The sequence below is a fragment of the Rubripirellula amarantea genome, assembly GCF_007859865.1.
GTDB classification, from domain to species: Bacteria; Planctomycetota; Planctomycetia; order Pirellulales; family Pirellulaceae; genus Rubripirellula; species Rubripirellula amarantea.
The window spans coordinates 1,389,398-1,407,564 of sequence record NZ_SJPI01000001.1; the positions used below are offsets into that span (position 1 = coordinate 1,389,398).

The 18,167-nt window shown below is 53.4% G+C and carries 15 protein-coding genes; 7 read left to right on the forward strand and 8 right to left on the reverse strand.

From position 1 onward, the window contains the following. Nucleotides 1–48: 48 nt before the first annotated feature. Together Pla22_RS05015 and Pla22_RS05020 are read right to left on the reverse strand one after the other, a co-directional pair. On the reverse strand, nt 49–1,485 hold the full coding sequence (locus Pla22_RS05015) for a DUF1501 domain-containing protein (protein WP_242631804.1): 1,437 nt from the start codon (nt 1,483–1,485) through the stop codon (nt 49–51). Further along, nucleotides 1,485–4,376: a PSD1 and planctomycete cytochrome C domain-containing protein gene (locus Pla22_RS05020; RefSeq protein WP_242631805.1), complete on the reverse strand. Its 2,892-nt coding sequence runs from the start codon at nt 4,374–4,376 to the stop codon at nt 1,485–1,487. Before Pla22_RS05020 ends, Pla22_RS05015 begins: the two co-directional genes overlap by 1 nt. 314 nt (nt 4,377–4,690) lie before the next feature. Here Pla22_RS05020 and Pla22_RS05025 point away from each other — a divergent pair, with 314 nt between their 5' ends. Continuing rightward, nucleotides 4,691–5,068 (forward strand): hypothetical protein, encoded by a 378-nt coding sequence (locus tag Pla22_RS05025; protein WP_146513642.1) that lies wholly within the window; start codon nt 4,691–4,693, stop codon nt 5,066–5,068. Nucleotides 5,069–5,167: 99 nt separating this feature from the next. Next, nucleotides 5,168–7,339 carry a prolyl oligopeptidase family serine peptidase gene (locus Pla22_RS05030; protein WP_207310296.1) on the forward strand — a complete coding sequence of 724 codons (2,172 nt, stop codon included), beginning with the start codon at nt 5,168–5,170 and terminating at the stop codon, nt 7,337–7,339. A gap of 59 nt (nt 7,340–7,398) precedes the next feature. On the opposite strand, the gene Pla22_RS05035 is transcribed toward Pla22_RS05030, so the two are convergent. Next, the gene (locus Pla22_RS05035; protein WP_165440517.1) at nt 7,399–8,022 is read right to left on the reverse strand and encodes a hypothetical protein; all 624 of its coding nucleotides are present in this window, start codon (nt 8,020–8,022) and stop codon (nt 7,399–7,401) included. A gap of 283 nt (nt 8,023–8,305) precedes the next feature. Here Pla22_RS05035 and Pla22_RS05040 point away from each other — a divergent pair, with 283 nt between their 5' ends. Both Pla22_RS05040 and Pla22_RS25145 read left to right on the forward strand, forming a co-directional pair. Further along, nucleotides 8,306–9,160 (forward strand): site-2 protease family protein, encoded by an 855-nt coding sequence (locus tag Pla22_RS05040; protein ID WP_146513644.1) that lies wholly within the window; start codon nt 8,306–8,308, stop codon nt 9,158–9,160. Nucleotides 9,161–9,485: 325 nt separating this feature from the next. After that, on the forward strand, nt 9,486–9,713 hold the full coding sequence (locus Pla22_RS25145) for a hypothetical protein (RefSeq protein ID WP_165440518.1): 228 nt from the start codon (nt 9,486–9,488) through the stop codon (nt 9,711–9,713). A 109-nt stretch (nt 9,714–9,822) separates the two neighbouring features. Here Pla22_RS25145 and Pla22_RS05050 read toward each other — a convergent pair whose 3' ends face one another. From Pla22_RS05050 to Pla22_RS05065, 4 genes are all read right to left on the reverse strand, one after another. Further along, nucleotides 9,823–10,899, reverse strand: a complete 1,077-nt coding sequence (locus Pla22_RS05050; protein ID WP_146513645.1) for an Mrp/NBP35 family ATP-binding protein — start codon at nt 10,897–10,899, stop codon at nt 9,823–9,825. A gap of 61 nt (nt 10,900–10,960) precedes the next feature. Then, entirely contained in the window at nt 10,961–11,551 is a 591-nt protein-coding gene (locus Pla22_RS05055; protein ID WP_146513646.1) for a hypothetical protein, read from the reverse strand. An 11-nt stretch (nt 11,552–11,562) separates the two neighbouring features. After that, nucleotides 11,563–13,128: an AAA-type ATPase lid domain-containing protein gene (locus Pla22_RS05060; RefSeq protein ID WP_146513647.1), complete on the reverse strand. Its 1,566-nt coding sequence runs from the start codon at nt 13,126–13,128 to the stop codon at nt 11,563–11,565. A gap of 82 nt (nt 13,129–13,210) precedes the next feature. Further along, entirely contained in the window at nt 13,211–13,534 is a 324-nt protein-coding gene (locus Pla22_RS05065; protein WP_146513648.1) for a calmodulin-binding protein, read from the reverse strand. 386 nt (nt 13,535–13,920) lie between these two features. On the opposite strand from Pla22_RS05065, the gene Pla22_RS05070 reads away from it, so the two are divergent. The 3 genes from Pla22_RS05070 to Pla22_RS05080 all read left to right on the forward strand — a co-directional run bounded on the left by Pla22_RS05070 (nt 13,921) and on the right by Pla22_RS05080 (nt 16,771). Next, nucleotides 13,921–15,417 (forward strand): hypothetical protein, encoded by a 1,497-nt coding sequence (locus Pla22_RS05070; RefSeq protein WP_146513649.1) that lies wholly within the window; start codon nt 13,921–13,923, stop codon nt 15,415–15,417. A 23-nt stretch (nt 15,418–15,440) separates the two neighbouring features. Next, nucleotides 15,441–16,121, forward strand: coding sequence for a DUF3299 domain-containing protein (locus Pla22_RS05075; RefSeq protein ID WP_146513650.1), 681 nt, complete (start codon nt 15,441–15,443; stop codon nt 16,119–16,121). 116 nt (nt 16,122–16,237) lie between these two features. Beyond that, nucleotides 16,238–16,771, forward strand: coding sequence for a DUF3299 domain-containing protein (locus Pla22_RS05080; protein ID WP_146513651.1), 534 nt, complete (start codon nt 16,238–16,240; stop codon nt 16,769–16,771). 62 nt (nt 16,772–16,833) lie between these two features. Here Pla22_RS05080 and Pla22_RS05085 read toward each other — a convergent pair whose 3' ends face one another. Then, complete coding sequence (locus tag Pla22_RS05085) at nt 16,834–18,012, reverse strand: aldose 1-epimerase family protein (RefSeq protein ID WP_146513652.1); 1,179 nt, start codon at nt 18,010–18,012, stop codon at nt 16,834–16,836. Nucleotides 18,013–18,167: the final 155 nt, after the last annotated feature.

Here is an 18,167-nt window from a genome sequence, read left to right on the forward strand (position 1 = left end):
GACAAACTTGAACGAAGACGAACGTAAGTGTGATTGAAAATCAAACGGTCAGGCAATCAACTCAGGAATGATTTCGCCGCCGAATTGCGACAACTGTTTGTAGCGACCACCATGAAAATACGTCAGCTTGTTGTCGTCCAATCCTAGCAGATGTAACAAGGTAACGTGAACGTCTCGGATAGGGTGCACGCACTCAACCGCCTTCGCCCCGATTTCGTCTGTGGCTCCTACGATCGTACCGCGACGCGTTCCGCCACCGGCAAACCACATGATCATGGCATCAACGTTGTGGTCTCTTCCCAAGGCGGTGACTCCGCCACGATAGTTGTTGTCCGGCGTTCGTCCAAACTCACCCGTCCAAACGACAAGGGTATCTTCCAACATTCCGCGTTGCTTTAGGTCTTTGATTAAAGCCGCCATCGGTTTATCGACACTTGCGATCCGTGACGCGTGACCTCGTTCTAAGTAATCGTGACTGTCCCAGCCGCCCGAAAAGATCTGCACAAATCGGACTCCCTCTTCAACCAAACGTCGAGCCATCAAACACTGCTTTCCGAAAGCCTCTGTTTCCGTTTGATTCAAACCATAGGCTTCACGCGTGGCTTCCGACTCGGTGTTCAAGTCGATGATTCCCGGCACCGATGTTTGCATACGATAGGCGAGTTCATAACTTTCCATTCTTGCGGCCAAGTCATCATGCTGCGGATGGTTCGCTTGGTGACTCGCGTTGAGTGCCGCTAACTCATCAAGCATCCGACGTTGATGGGCTCGCGACTTGTACGAAGGTGGTTGCAGATCCAGAATCGGCGAGCCCTGAGCTCGAAGCGTAGTGCCTTGAAAGTAGGCTGGCAAAAAACCATTCGACCAGTTCGCACTTCCTGCCTGAGGTGCAGCCAGTTCTGTCATGACAACGAAGCCGGGAAGGTTTTGATTCACACTTCCAAGTCCGTACGTAGCCCATGAACCAAACGCTGGATCGCCACCGAGCCGACTGCCGGTGTTCATGTGCAACAACGCTTCGGGATGGTTAAGCGATTCCGCTTGGCAACCTCGGTACACGCACAATTCATCTGCGACATCAGGATCCGCCATGTGAACAAACTTGTCACACATGTCGATCCCAGCTTCGCCAACCTTACGGGTCTTGAACGGGCTTCCCACATAGAAACGCTTCCCGGTCGCTAACCCTTCGGTTCGCGTCGACTCGCTCTTATGAAGTCGTTCGAGTTCGGGCTTGGGGTCAAACGTATCAACCTGACTTGGACCGCCTTCCATGAACAGCATGATCACGGCCTTCGCTTTAGCCGGATGCATCGGGGGTTTAGGTGCCAAAGGCGAGCCCGCGGGTCCATTAGGTGGACCGCCCGACGCACCAGCGTTTTCCGCTTGCAGCATGGACGTGAACGCCAAAGACCCTAGCGAACCGCTTAAGCCATACAGAAAGTTTCGCCGGTTGGCATCCATTCGTTTGATAGGATCAATCATCAATACACGTAAATGAATTCGTGGGTGTTGAACAAAAGCAAGCAGAGATCAGCCAATGCACGAGTAGGGGCATCGACTTGGTCTGGCTTGGTATCGGCGACGTAGTTTTCGAACACCGGCAGCCATTCGGTGTACTGGAACGGTTCTCCGGTGAACTCCTCGACCAACGACCGGGTGATTTCGGTGGGGTAACTGACCGGTGTGGGTTGCACATCGGCGTGGTAGTCAGCCATCTCACTTACGTAAGCGGTCAACCTTGTCATTTCGTCGCTCGTTGGTTTGCGTCCCAAGGTCAATTCAAACGCCAACGCCACTTGGTCTTCTCGGCGGTTGCTTTGACTAGCCAATCGAATGGCCAGAGCAAGCGAACGATCGGAAACCACATCGCTGTTGATCAACGTAAACGCTTGAGGCGAAACCGCTGCGTCATCTCGCAAGTCGCATGACTCGTTCGGTCCTGGCTTGTTCATCACTTCCATGAACGGATCCGCTTGCCCTCGCACACGGTAGGCGTAGATTGATCGACGATTCCGTTCTGCGGGCGTTGGTGAGGGTAGGTAAGCCGGTGCTAGTGAGAACTGAATCATTCTTGGCTCGAGCGCGACTTCCATGTTGATCTCGGGTCGCGCGGGCAACCCACCAAGGTTCAGGTTGAGTTCGCCGGACACCATCAACATCGAGTCACGAATTTCTTCGGCGGTCAACCGCCGCGAATGAAAGTAGCTCAGGAGTCGATTGTCTGGATCTACCGTAGCCGTCTTATCAGGCTCATGATTTTCGGCGCTACGTCGGTAGACATCGGACATCATGATCATGCGATGCATGCGTTTGGTGGTCATGCCGCCATCAATGAACTCGCTCGCCAACCAATCGAGTAGTTCCGGATGCGAAGGCGAATCGCCTTTGACACCAAAATTGTTGGGCGTCCTGACAAGACCGTGCCCAAAATGATGTTGCCAATTGCGGTTGACGAACGATCGCGCTGTCAGTGGGTTTCGAGGATCAGCAATCCAGTTTGCCAATGCCAAACGTCGACCGCTAATGGTCGTTGGCAAAGCATAGGGATCAGAGGTTGGCGATCCCTCGACGGCCAAGCCGCATCCGCTAAGCACACCGGGGGTGACCTCCTCACCTTTGGACGACAAGCTTCCTCCGATGAAGATGAACGATTCGGGTTTCCAGTTCTTCTTCTTTTCGGGTTGGTTCTCGGGCCGACGTAGCTTTCGAGCGTTCTGCGCACGATCGGGTCCGTTGTAAACCGATTGCGCCATCGGAAGGAAACGCTCTCGCCTTCGATTCCAAATCCAAACGTCCTGTTCCCGTACCTTCAACTCGCCCTGTTCGGATTCGGTTAGACCGACCGCACGAATCGGCTTATCCTCATCCTTGTCCTGCTTTCGATCTTCGAGGTTCTTGTACTCGAGCCCGTGTTCTTTGTACCAAGCACGTGCGGCGTCTTCGCGTTTCTTTTCCAGTATCTCGACTCGTTTTTTGGCATACCCGTAAAGCGATTCAACCAGCTTGCTGCCTTCTTCAAAGCCTGCGGTGTTCTCGCGATTGCTAAACGGGGTTGGTATCTCAGCGGGCTGAGTCGCCGCCAAGGCTGCGTAAAAGCGATAGTAGTCACGGGTCGGAACTGGATCGAATTTATGGTCATGACACTTGCAACATCGCATGGGCATCGAAAGAAACGACTGACCAATGTTGTGCACCAAATCATCTCGATAAATCTGGCGAGCTTCGTCCTGGGCCACCATAGCAGTGTCGAATGGTCCCATGCGAAGGAAGCCAGTTGCGACGATTCGCTCGGACCTTAAAGAAGAATCCGTGATCTCGTCGTCGGCAGTTTCATCGAAAGCAATTTCGTCCCCGGCTAGCTGTTCCCTGATGAATTGGTCGTACGGTTTGTCATCGTTGAACGCGTTGATCACGTAGTCTCGGTATCGCCACGCGTTGGAACGCTCATAGTCGTTGGCCATCCCGCCGGTGTCGGCATAGCGCACCACATCCAACCAATGTTGCGCCCATCGCTCGCCGTAGTGAGGACTCTCGAGCAATTCATCGACCAAACGTGACCACGCCAAATCGGGATCGTGGTTCCACGCCGCTAAGAATTGTTCAATTTGGATTGGCGTGGGCGGCAAACCGATGAGGTCATAATAGGCACGACGCACGAGCATCCGAGGGTGGGCCTGACCAACCGCGGTCAGACCAGCATCGGTAAGCTGACAGTTGATAAAAAAATCAATCGGAGACTCTGTTTTATCGTCCGAGTTGCCAGATGCTGAGGCATCCGATCCAGCAAGAGTATCCAGTGCGATATTGGGTCGTTGCAGCGGCATGAATGCCCAGATCGATTCTGGCTCGTAACGCCGGTACGACCATTCATCGGACAATCCGCCGCTTGTGGATATCAGCATTCCATCTTCATTTAGCTGGACGTCTCGCTGTTCAAGCACAATCTTGGCACGCGTTTCGTCGTCGGGCCAAGGAGCCCCTGCATTAATCCAGCGCTCAACTAATTGAATTTGATCTGCCGTCAAGCGATCGTTTTCTTTAGGTGGCATCTCGTTGTATTCCCAACGGATTGATTGCACCAAGACACTCTCGTCCGCATCGCCGGGGACGATTGACGGTTCCTCGGTTTCACCACCTCGCAAGAGCGACTCGCGAGAGCGCATGTCAAAATCGCCTCGCAAATCATCGGGATCGCTTCCGTGACATCCGAAACACTTTTCTTTCAGTAGCGGCAATACCTTTAACGTGAACTCTCGATCAACCTCACTAGGTTCGACCGCCGATTGTTCAACCGCACTGACCTCGCCTGTCCACAAGTAGCTGACAGCGCCAACTAACAAGAACAGCAGCACACAACTGAGCGACTTAGTCATGGTTGATGGATTCAAATTACAACGAAATAGATTCATGGATTCGATGGTGCCTATTGGCCCTATAACTTCCGTGCTTCCCTGGCATGATTCACTTCGCGTTCAATCTTTGTCACGCGATTCGGCGAGTTCTCTTTAAACCAAAGTCTCGGCGGATAGCCTGGCGCTAACGAAGTCGATCCCATCCAGTAAACTGCAAGCACACAACATCGCCGACACTGGTGAAAAATAGTGGTCTCAGCAACGCTCGGCTGACGGTCCGCTTTACCTCGATTTCCCTCCCAAGCCTTGTTTCCCCATTCTACAAGACAACTAACATGATTGAGATCGTCTTCGTCATCATTCTATGCAAAGCTTTGGGAAAAAGGCTGCAGGTTAAGAAACGCAAGGCTTGGCCCTTTCAACTCATGTTAGTCATTTGTTGGTTCGGGGGTGAGTTTGTAGCGGGCTTGATTGCTGGAATTTTCCACGCGATTCAAAACGGTCCCGATGCAGCCTTTGGAGTGGGAATCTACGCATTTGCAATTTTCGGAGCCCTATTGGGTGCCGCTTTTACTTTTTTCGTGGTGCACCTGCTACCCGCCAATGTCTCTGAGCCGCTGGGATCATCCGCATCAGACGACCCCTTCGCCACGAATCCTTATGCTCCCCGACGAGTGTCTGGTGATCCCAACAACCCGTACTCGCCTCAATGATCGCTGAGAATCAACGATCGCCGAGAAATTGATCAGCTATCGTTTCCCACTCGTCCGATTTCGCGTCCGAACCTTCGCTCACTGTTTCCTGAGGTGACTATGAAAAGTCCAATCCGTTTCTATCACTTCGTCTGTCTCACCATTTTCGTCCACACGCCACTCGGTAACACGGTGTTGGCAGAGGACTCTGCTATTTCAACGCAACAAATGAACTATCCTGAAACCAAAAAAACAGACGTGTTCGACGAATACCACGGTCGGAAAGTTGCCGATCCGTATCGTTGGCTTGAAGACACCGAGAGTGAAGAGACGGCGGAATGGATCGCTGCTCAAAATCAGCTAACGCAAAAGTATCTACGCTCGCTTCCGCAACGTGACGCGATCCGAGAGAAGCTCGAGCGGTTCTGGAACTACGAACGCTACGGATTGCCAAAAAAGTGCGGCGATCGTTACTTCTTCTCCCACAATGATGGGCTTCAGGATCAAAGTGTCCTTTACCAGACACCAACCCTTACCGGTTCGCTCATTGAAACGCAAAACGTTCTGATCGACGCTAACAAACTCAGTGACGATGGCACGGTAGCACTCGCGGGAACCGCGATCACCGACGATGGCACGCGGATCGCCTATGGTGTCGCCGACGGGGGAAGTGATTGGCGAACCTGGAAGGTCCGCGACGTCGCTAGTGGCGAAGACTTGCCCGACATCATTCGCTGGGTCAAGTTCAGTGGCATCGCTTGGAAACCTGATGGAAGCGGGTTCTATTACGCTCGCTATGACGAACCAGTGGAAGGACAGGAACTGTCGGGTACCAACGAGAATCAAAAGCTTTACTTCCACAAAATCGGTGACGACCAATCTGATGATCAGTTGGTTTTAGAGCGTCCCGACCAGCCCAAGTGGGGTTTCTCACCTGTCGTATCGGACGACGGTCGCTACCTCGTAATTCATAACTGGAAAGGTAGCGAACCGAAGTCGCAAATCTTCGTGAAAGACCTGCGCGATTCCAACAGCGAAATCGTACCGCTAATTACCGGGTTTGACGCTGAATACGAATTCATTGCCAACGTTGGCGATACGTTGTACTTCATCACGGACCATGAAGCTCCCAAACGCCGATTGATCGCAATCAAGGCGAGCACAGAGAATCGTGACGCTTGGCAAGTGATCGTGGGAGAGTCCAATGACGTGCTGCAATCGGCGAGCCTGTTTGGGCAAACTTTCTACTTGGACTATTTGAAAGACGCCAGAGCCAAGATTACTCGCCACCAAATCAATGGCGAGCGGATTGATGAACTGGAATTGCCTGGCGTGGGAACGGTCAGCGGGTTTGGCGGACGACAGGACGCCACGGAGACCTTCTTTGCCTTCACCAACGATGTAACGCCGACGTCCATCTACCGAGTCGATCTTGCGTCAGGACAGACCGAATTGTGGCAGCAACCTCGCGTGCTTTTTGATGTCGATCAATTTGTGACCGAGCAGTTGTTTTGCACCAGCGCCGATGGAACTCGAGTCCCGATCATCGTGACGCGAAAGAAAGACATCGAACTGGACGGCTCACACCCTACGCTGCTGTACGGCTACGGTGGATTCAACATCTCGATTACGCCATCGTTTTCCCCCGCAACGGCCGCCTGGGTCGACCAGGGAGGCATCTACGCGGTTGCAAACTTGCGAGGTGGCGGCGAGTACGGCCGCCAATGGCACGAAGATGGCATGCGGCTGAAGAAACAAAACGTCTTCAACGATTGCATCGCGGCAGCGGAATACTTAATTGAAAAGAAGTACACATCGGCGAGTCGTCTAGGATTGTCTGGCCGTTCCAACGGCGGCTTGCTCGTTGGTGCAGTAATGACCCAACGGCCTGACTTGTTTGGTGCCTGTTTGCCAGCGGTGGGTGTGTTGGACATGCTTCGTTACCACAAGTTCACCATCGGATGGGCATGGGCCGCCGAGTACGGCAGCAGCGATGAAGAGGACCAAATTGACAACTTGCTTTCGTACTCTCCGCTTCACAACTTGAAGGACGGCACCTGCTATCCCGCCACGATGGTTATTACCGCAGACCGTGACGACCGCGTAGTACCGGGACACAGTTTCAAGTTTGCTGCCGCATTGCAAGCGGCGCAATCGCGAGAGCCAACCTGTGGCCATCCCACGCTCATCCGGATCGAAACCAGGGCCGGTCACGGCGCCGGCACGCCCGTGAGCAAGAAGATCGAGGAGTACGCCGACGCTTGGGCGTTCTTACTGGAAAACTTGAAATAGGTCCAAGCTATCCTAAGCCTCCGCTAGATAAGCCGGGCTAAGTATCGCTGTTCAACGCTTTATCGCGTAACGATGTTGCCTTGCGTATTGATCGGCTCGGTCGCACTGGCCATTTGAACGTCTGACGATGACGGCATGCCCTGCGTAGTTTCGGAAAGTACGCCGCCGCCATCGAGGTCGCTTATGCGAGGCGATGCGCTTTGCATTGCAGTCGCAATCAGTTGTGAACCTTGTGAAGAGTTCGTAACGGCATACTGAGATGGCACACTACCTTGAATCGACTTCGGCAGTTTGAACATAGCGCCGCTGGCTCCGTCGACGGCAAACCCAGGGATGCCGCCGAGCAAAAGGTTACCAGCGGACCAAGGATCCAGACCAGCTTTAACTTCCTTTACCTGCGTTGCCGATTGGGCACCAGCGAACGCGATCGAGTATTTGGCTGGCCAGTAAGGAAACGCTTTCGCATCGAGCGTCACTTGTTGCGGCGTCACACCTTGGTGGATGACATTGTGTTTCCTGTCCTGTACGGAAAAGAATGTCGGGCCATCAGCGTTATCTATGGTCACTGGATAGCGACGATCGCTAAGAATAGTCGCGCATCCTGACATCGAAGCGACGACCGTCATCACTAATATCGAATTCACTACCAAACGGATCCGTCGTTGAGAATTTTCTGTAACCATGATGCTTTGCCGACCATAAACCTTAGTGAATCGCATTACCTAGTCGCACACTTCCGCTGGTAATACCCCGCCAACCCCTACCACCGGAAATCATCGACATTTCAGCGTGGTGCATCCAGTTAAACTCAAGAGGCATGAGCGATGTGAGGGCTGCCTGGATTGCCAGTGATGTCGACGCGGCTAACGGGAATATGTGATCGCCGTTATGCTCGTTAAGTCATCCCACCCCTAAGCAGCCTATCCGCCGCCTGCTGTCACCCTCATACCGACACCTCTTTGCCCCATGTTGCTGCAAGAACCTGCCTCCACACCGTACGACCTGCACTTCAATTGCTTGGGCTTTCGCGTCCGCGTTTCCGCCTGGTTTTGGGTCGCGATTTCGCTGCTGGGCTACTCAAATGTGCAGAGTTTGGACCGACATTTCGGGGCCGCCAGCCCAGGAATGCTGCCGATGTTGTTGCTGTGGGCATTGTGCGTGCTGTTGTCCATCTTGATCCATGAACTTGGCCACGCGTTAGCGTTTCGGAAGTACGGGATGGATGCTTCCATCGTTCTTTACCACTTCGGTGGACTAGCGATCCCCGAGTCTCGCTCGTCTTCAAGTTACGACGTTGAATCCTCGTTTGCACAAAACCAATATGGATCATCCAACCGATCGCTAAGTAACACACAACAGATAATAATTTCGCTTGCTGGTCCGCTACTGCAACTCGCCGTCGCCGTTGTCGTAATGATCGCAGTAAAACTTGCCGGCTACGGTTTCCAACTCTCACTCGACGGTTTCGTTTACACAATTCCGCTCGGCCCCATCAACTTGATCCCCGGTTTGATCGATGGAGCGATGCTTACGAGCCCTGGTTTGTACATTTTGTTAGATTTTTTTTTGGTGCCGAGCGTACTGTGGGCGCTACTAAACTTGTTACCGATTTGGCCGCTTGATGGCGGACAGATTACAAGCGAGGTGATGGACATGCGACGCGTGCCAAAGACGATGGCGTTTCAGTTAAGCATGATCGTTGCTGGTTGCGTTGCGGCATACGGTTTTTACAACGAAAGCACGTACATGGGCGTGATGTTCTTGATGCTCGCGTTGATGAACTACCAAGTCATGCAGCAGTTCACACGTCATCGTTACTAGTAAAATGAACGCGTGCATCGCGCGTCAAAAACAGTTCGCGCGGCTTAAGTTTTGACAACTGAAAACTGAAAATTGCGTCCGCTCGTAACAAAAAAAAATTCTCTTGCAAGCACTTTTTCTAGAAAAAGATGTTGCGGAATTTGGAGAACTGCGTAAAGTTACGCCCAAGTTTCCGATTGAAAGCAACTCAACAAACGATGTTGGACATCAACTGTGTTGTTTCAATCATCATCAATGATTGGTGAGCCGTGGCCGGTGACTTTAAAAGTTCTACTTTCAAAGTCTCGAGGACTCACCAACGTTTCCTTTCACGCGGAGGAAAAACGTGGCCAAAAAGAAAGCTGCTAAGAAGGTAACCAAGAAGAAGGCTACCAAGAAGAAAGCAACCAAGAAGAAGGCAACTAAGAAGAAGGTTGCAAAGAAGAAGGTTGCTAAGAAGAAGGCAACCAAGAAGAAGGCTACTAAGAAGAAGGCGACCAAGAAGAAGGCTGCTAAAAAGAAAGCAACCAAGAAGGCCGCTACTAAGAAGAAAGCCGCTAAGAAGCGCAAGTAGTCTCTTGAGCACTTTGCCGGTTCAAGCATCGCTTGATCGAGCAACCCAAGTCAAATCGAGCCACGGTGGAGCTTCTCCGACGTGGCTTTTTTCGTGCGCAGAATTCGCCCTAAAGCGTTGGCAGACTTGGTTTTGCGGGTGCTGCTGCGGCTTTAGAAGCCAAGTTCCGGACCACCGCACGAGCGATTTTGTCCATCGGGGCCCGAGCCTGTTCGTCGTTGGCCATGACCTCAGCCAAACGTCCTTCATCACCTGCGATCCGCAGCCCAATGTCGATCGGCAACCCGCCCAGAAACGGAACATCGAGTTCTTCCGCTTTGGCCCTTGCGCCACCCCGGCCGAAGATGTCGTAGGTCTTGCCGTTGTCCGGGCACAGGAAGCCACTCATGTTTTCAACCATTCCTAAGATTGGAATGTTTACTTTGCGAAACATGCTAATGGCTTTGATCGCATCGAGCAGTGCGACTTCCTGAGGCGTGCACACCACAACGGAACCGGCGATGGGAACGGCTTGTGATAACGTGAGTGCCACGTCACCAGTTCCCGGTGGCATATCAATGATGAGGTAGTCCAGTTCGCCCCACTCGGTTTCACCTAAGAATTGGTTGATCGAACCGTGCAGCATCGGACCACGCCAAATAACAGCTTGGTCGCGTTCCACTAAGAACCCCATCGACATGACCGGCATGTCGCCGCACCGGATCGGTTCAATGCGTTTGGCTTCGGTAATTGCAGGACGCCCTTCAAGCCCAAGGAGCTGCGGAACGCTTGGACCGTAGACATCGGCGTCCATCAAGCCAACTCGTGACCCGAACTGTTGTAGGGACAAAGCAAGTGAAGCCGCGACGGTGCTTTTGCCCACGCCGCCTTTGCCGCTGCCGACCAAGATTACGCTCTTGATTTTTAAACCGGCCTGACCGCTGCGTGGCGCGATGCGGTGATGGGGAACGACTTCCACTTTCGCATTCGCTCCCGGGGAAGCGGCTACCACTTTTGATTCCAACATCGCGGCCACTTCGTCGGCGATCGCGGCAGAATGCGAGCTAAGCCCAAGTTTGATGTGAGCGTTTTTTCCATCGACGGTGACTTCAACAATTTGCCCTGTCTTCCCCATCGGCCGGCCTGTTTCAGGATCCGGATGACTTTCAATGGCGGCACGGACGGTTTCGATGGAAAGCTCTGACATAACTAACGGTGAGGCTTGAGATAATGTAAACGGCAAGAAGCGAACACGAAGCGCAATAGCGTCAGTCTAGGTCGGTTGTCGATCTTGCGAAGTGGCCTTGGATCAGGCGCGAGAATCGCCAAAGGTCCTCGGGATGTCGCAAAATGCCCGAGACGCCGATTTCAGTTAGAACAAGCTGCTGTTCCACGGACAAATGACTCGTCGCAACCAATTGCAGGATATTTTTTCGTGTGGACGCGATCGCAAATAGGTCGTCTACGACCTCGGGTGATGTTTGCTTGGTAAATTCCCAGATCACTAGGCCCAAATTCGGCTGATGAGACAGCGAAGGCGGGGACAATTTGCTGAAAATGCTTCTTCTTTCGGCCCCCGATTTCAACTTCGCCCCTGGAGTGCTGTCACTTGCCCCTGAACCACTAGCGTCCACCGCTGAACCGGTACGGACTGGCGAAGGGTTGCGAATTGGCGAGAGGCGGCCAACGCTAGCCGATGGTCCGCTGGGCAAAGTCGTGATTGCCGCGACCAAGGTCGGTGGCATCAAGATGTCGGCAAATCGAAACGCCGCCGAGGTCCAGCGACGACCCTGCTCGAAGATCACCCATGGGCGAAGCATCGAACGGTCCATCAGTTCCACTGGGTCGACAGGTTCCATTGCGATCGGCCTCACGAGCTTTCAGAAACGTTTGCGTCCGAAGCACCATCGCCGCCAGCTTCTTCGAGTTTGCGAAGCAATCGTGCTCGGCTAATGCCTAGACGCCGCGCGGCTTCTGCACGATTTCCCTCAGTCGCCTCAATCGCTGCCTGAATCAATTTCGCTTCGAACCGTCTTACCGCGTCATCCAGATCCATGACCGCCACCTTCGCGCGAGCGACCGGATCGCCGGGTCGGTAGGAACGGACTGCTAAGGGCAGGTGCTCTACACCCACTACCGAACCGGGTGCAGTACGCGCCGCTGCGCGAACAGTTTGTTCCAACTCGCGAAAGTCACCGGGCCATGGATACACCACCAATGCATCGAGTGCGGCGCGGTTGAATCGTTCCGAAGTGCATTCGCGCTTGGCGTGCCAATGCTCAAGCAAAGCCGTCGCCAAAACGGGAATGTCATCGATGCGATCGGTCAATGACGGAATAGGAACAACGGTAGCGCAGAACACATCGACAAGTTTGCTAATGATTCCAACGGACTGAACTTGTTGCCAGGTGGATGCAAGATCGGCGGACGACGTTGACTTCGCAGTGCTAGAACTCTGGCCGCCAGATTTCCCGCCGCCGCTCACATTGTCATGAGACGCGCTATCGCTCGCCATGACACTCGCATCACCGAGGTTGCATTCCCCCACGTGTCGCGCCGTTGCAATCAAGCGTAGGCGGCCCTCGTATTGCAAGTGCAGTTGCGCAAGCCGCTGCTGCGATTCGGTGGATGTTCGATCCAACCCTCGCACAATCACCGTGCCCTTGGCCTCTCTAGCGTCGTTCAGTTTCGAGAGCAACGGAGACAAAGTTGCATCAAGCAACTCGGTGTCCATTAGCGATCCGTCCACATTCGCCATCGGTTCGCCTGGCGCTGACGCATGGTGAAGGGTGACGGCGATCGTTTCCCCAGCGCTACCACGAACTCCGACCAACAATGCATCCGTCCTGGCAAGAGACGCAACCTTCACACGATTTCGCAGCCGCTTAACCAGAGTCGAACTGCCGGCAAGCGAGATAGCCTGCATCGTTTGATTCTGTTGCCGCCAACGATCGAGTCGTTGGCGAAGTTGCAACGCATCACCGAGTTCAGCGTCAATGAGGCGATCATCGTAGGACCCGCCGAACGCAATCGTAAAACGGCGTTCGTCATAACCAACGGAAATGAAACGAACATCAACCACCCTGGCTTTTGCCTCGCTCGTCGACGAACCGCTGGTTGTCGACGGACCGCTGGTTGTCGGTGGCGGTACTTTTGGCAATGCAATCTTGGGTGGTGTGATCTTTAGCGAAGCGGTGCCTCGTTCGACAAGTCCCGGCGGCGCTGACAACGCAGCAGCAACGTGATCTTGCCATTGATCCGAAACCGCGGCCCCCGCGATCGCTTGTCGATCCAAGAGTTCGGCTGGTTCAATGTGCAACCATTCGCCAACCCCCGCGGATACATAAGCGAGCCGACCGACGGGGTTGATCACCCACACGATCGCTCCCGCTCCTTCCAGCATTCGAGCGAGAGGGCGGATGGACGTACCAGGCATAGATGCAAGCTGTTGTCGAGCAAGGAAGTGCGGATAAGCACGAACGTTGATCGCAACAGCTACTGATCAAATCAGAGTGCGATCAAAACACGTCGAGCATGAAGTGGTGACCTGAATGATACCGACGATTGCTCGGGTAGTAGTTGTGCCAACGCTTGTTGTAAACCGGAATTCGCATTTCCGCCGGATAGCGATGGTACATATCATCACTACTGCGAAAGTATTCCTGTCCCCAGAAGTTCTGGGGATAGTACACATAGGGATAGTGGTAAAGGCGGTTCCAGTCTCGCGTATCCGCTTGACCACCCCAGCTTTGCCCGTAAGCGCGTTGATCTGCAGAAACAGACTCGGCCGTAGCGACATAGCTCGCCGCGAGTATGGCGACGATGACGAGTTGTCGAATCATTTGGGCGTCCCCCCTTTAGGACTTTCAACCGTAACAATGTCTGGTTCGATTCCGATGCGTGGCACGGCATGAGCCCCACACGGCGTACCGGATCTATCGGCACAAACGATCGTGACGGTTGAGTCGATCAGCAAGACAATTTGCGTGAATTTGCGTTCTCGACGCTCAGATTGGTCACTCCAAAGCTGCTTCGGGGCCGGATATAGGTCTTCAACAGGCGGTTTGAGCCGGGAAATTTCCCGCCAAACATTTATCCTGGTCAAGATGCTAGGAAAACTCCTAAACTTTGGGGTAATCACTTAAGTCGCTCAAGTGCCCAAACTTGCAGCGAATTCTCATCGCCCCTTAACTTCACCTACACCTTGGTCAACTTCATGTTCAATTCGATGTCTCATCGAGTTCCCAAGTTCGTTACGACTGGCCTCGTTGTCTGCCTCGCTTTTTCGCTGGCGGCGACCCCGATTTATGCCTGTCCGTTTTGCAGCGCTGTGTCGCAAACACTTCGCCAAGAAATGGAAGTCATGGACGCTGTCGTCATCGCTTCGGCAACCCAAAGTGATCTAGTTCGTGACAAGACGACCGGCGAAGTCACGATGAAGATCGAAAAGGTCCTTAAAGGTGACGCCATTGTTAAACCGGGCGACGAAGTCACGGCGGTCTATTACGGCGAAGTCTCAGTCGGTCGCCGTTTCATGCTCTCGGGCGTTGACCCCAACGATATGCAGTGGTCCTGTTTGCCACTAAGTGAGCGAGGCGAGGCCTACGTGATCAAGGTCGCCGAACTTGCCACCGCTGACCCGCTCGAGCGACTGCGTTTCTACGACGATTATCTGCAAGACGACGAGTCGATGCTTAACCGTGATGCCTACGACGAGTTTGCCATCACTCCCTACGACGTCATCCAATCACTCGGCCCTGAAATGGATCGCGATCAATTGGTGGAATGGATGAGCGAACCGGAACTGGCGACCGATCGCAAACGACTTTATCTAACCATGCTGGGTGTTTGCGGCAGTGAACAGGATTTGCCGATGCTGGAAACGATGTTGCGTAGCACTAAGAAAAGCACTCGAGGTGGATTGGACGCTTTGATCGCTTGTTACTTAACGTTGGCCGGCGAGAAAGGCTTGCCGCTAATCAATGAGTTGTTCTTGGACAATGCCGATGCTCCTTACGCAGACACGTACGCAGCGATCATGGCGGTTCGATTTCACGGAACCGAAGGCGACGTCATTCCGCGAAGCGCTCTTGTCGACTCATTGCACCACGTCCTCGATCGAACCGACTTGGCGGACCTGGTGATCCCCGACTTGGCTCGCTGGCAAGACTGGAGCCAAATTGACCGACTGGTGGAATTGTTCACCAAAGCGGACCCCGACAACAATTGGATTCGCGTCCCGGTGGTGAACTACCTTCGAGCATGCCCGCTGGAAAAGGCTGACGAAGCCATCAAGAAACTCGAGGAGATCGACCCGGAAAGTGTCAAGCGAGCCAATACATTCTTCTCCGTGCCTGTTCCCGCTCGGGATTCATCGAGTGATGACGGGACCTCGCTGCCTTTGGATGTTAGTGACTTAGCGTTTGATGGCATGATAGGGCCTGCTATGACCGGTCGAACCGCCTATCTGGCTACCCGGCCGGTGATTTCCACGTCGCCCCGGTCGGCAATGGCAAAGCTGTACGCAGCCAAGGATTCTGGCTCCGTTCAGCATGCGGCAACAAAGCATGCGGGAGTGCAGCGTGCGGCAACACCGGTCGCTTTGCTTGCGGTTTCCCAGCCTGCGAACCCGTGGCGGTTGGCTTACGTACTATTGGTGGCGGCACTGACGTTCATGATTGTGCCGTTCTTGCTGCTGACCGGCGGCTCGCAACCTATCACCTAAGTGACGCACTGTTTTGACGCTCTATGTCCGCTGAACTTCAAATGTCGTCCTCCGGCGACGAGCTTACTGATTTTCCCTACAAGGCGATCAGCCGTAGTGCCATCATTTCGTTGGTTCTGGCGGTGGTAGCACTTCCAGGATTGCTGCAAGATTTTGCACCGCTGCTGGGTATTGCCATGGTTGGAATCCTGGTCGCTTTCCTAGGTATGCGTGCGACTCGGCTTTATCCCGAAGAATACAGCGGACGCACCGTCGCGATTCTAGGATTCTTCCTTAATCTCGCTTTGGTCGTCGGTGGCATCGCGTTGCACACCTACACCTACATGACGGAAGTTCCCGAAGGCTATACACGTGTGCAATTCTATGATTTGCAGGCGGAAGACAACGGCCCGGATCGCCCCACGGAAAAAGCCGTTGCCGCGCATGGCCAAGACATTTTCCTTAAAGGCTATATCCATCCCTCATCGGGCAGCGGCCTGCTGAAGCACTTCGTCCTCGTTCCAGACTTGGGCACCTGCTGTTTCGGTGGGCAACCCGAAAGTAGCGATATGGTCGAAGTCACCTTAAAGGGCGGTCAGACGGCAAAGGCTAACTTGCGGAAGAAGAAACTTGCCGGCCGTTTCATAGTCAATCAAGCGCCGCAATCGATCACCGATTTCGATAAAGCGATTTTTTACCGAATGCAAGTCGATCAAGTGAAATAGCTTACGAAGCAATCTGCCGAATAGATTGATCTGTTGGAGCGATTGTTTTTGGGAGTATCATTCGGGGGTAACACCTGTTCCGCTTTTTGATCCCCGATCCGCTCCTGTCAGCCACTATGCTTCAAAATTCATTTTCGCTGCTGTTGGTTGCCGCTTTGGCAGTTCCTTCGCTTGCGCAAGAGACGAAAGACGCCGCACCTGATACTCGCCCTATTGTGGAGGATCGCAGCAGTAGCGATGCGTCGAAGGCCAAGGGCGAAATTAACTTCGACGACTTGAAGTTCGAGATCGAAAAGGATCAAGCCTTTGAACCATCTCAGCTCAACGCGGACGTTCAAGCGCTCAACGGCAAGAAGGTCAAACTTCGCGGCTATATTCTTCCCGCGACTTTGTACAAGGAAACCGGAATCGACCAGTTTGTTTTGGTGCGAGACAACCAAGAGTGTTGCTTTGGCCCCGGGGCGGCACTATTTGATTGTGTGATGATCGAGATGGAACCGGGAAGAACAACCGATTTTGTCACGCGACCGGTAACCGTTGAAGGCAAGTTCGAAATCGATGTCGAAAAGTACAAGTATCCCAACGGTGTGGGTCCCAAAGGAGCTTCACACTTGGCGATCTTTCGTATCCGCGGCCTCAACGTTAAGTAAGCAGGCGAACGGACGATTCTTTATCATTCTTGATGACTTAAATATTTGACGGTTCAGCACGGTCATGCGCCGCGTGTCCAACCGGGCTTGGGCATTTTTTCGACCGTCGATGGCTCATCGCCTCGCAGCGTTGCGATACGTTTCGCCATTTTTGACACTGCCTCGGAATCACTCATAGGGTGAATCGTGACGCGAAATGATTTCGTTTCGCCTGGATCGATATCAAGCACCCTGCCCTGCTCCGCTTCAAACGTGCGATTGTTGGGATAGTTGGTGGAAGGTTCGAGACCAGCAACATAGCCGTCTTCTAAGGCCGCGGTGTTTTTCCAAAGCACAAACCGCGGCAGTCCGGTGACGCTATAGGTGATTGCCAAACCGCTAGCCTTGTCAGCCGCGGACAACATTGCCGAGGTCAAGTTGTGCTCGTTCGCACGTAGTTTCGCGAAGTAGACCCGTTCGGCGTAGCCGCTTTCAGGTTCCCCGAACTGGTTCCAAGTCTCAATTTCTTCAGCGGCGTGCGCGTCTTTGGGGGCCAAGGTCTCGACGGGGGCATCGAACGTTGAATCTTTGCCCAACACGGGGCTTCCGACATTGATGTGGTAAAGCAATTGCATGGATGCCGGCGAAGTCAGTTCATTGGTGACATCATCCAACAATTCGACATCGGGTTGTCCGGCGTGAAATCGAATGCGACTCTTGAGCCGAAACCGCTTGAAGAACAAACGCGACTCAATCATTTCACCTATCACCTCAACTCGGCCCGAAGCTTCGTTGTATTCGATCGACAGTGACGTCGCAGGCAGATTCGCAATTCGACCGTGCAACGGGTACAGCAATCTTCCCGAATCATCGTGTTCAGGCGCTCCGTTGCTCTCGAGACCACAGCGAACGACAAATTCATCGAATCCTTCAAGCCATCCCAATCCACTTGGATCAAAGATAGGAACATGCGATGGGTGAACAGGACCGGCGATGGGAGACTTCCAACCAAAATCGATGCCTCCCGATTCAAGACGCCAAATCGACATTCCCCGTGATGGCAGAATCAACGCGGTCGTGACACCGGTGTCTACTTCCACGACCTCGACTCCGTCAGCAAGTCCGCCGACAAATCGACCGTGTCGCACACCAATCATGCCTTGGCGCGTTTCAATTTGCCGAGTCAGCGAGGAATTCTTACTCCAGCGAATGTTTGCCTCCGGTGAGGCTGAAACATAGGCCGATTCAATTTTTGTACTCATGAAATGATTCTGACACTGGCGAAATTGTGGTCGGGTGAGACAAACAGTCGAGCGTGGAAAGGTTGTCCGCAATTCTCGCAGACTCTAAAACATCATTCTTAGGTTTTGGATTACGCTTGCGACCACCCTGGTTCAGCGACCCATTGAACAATGAT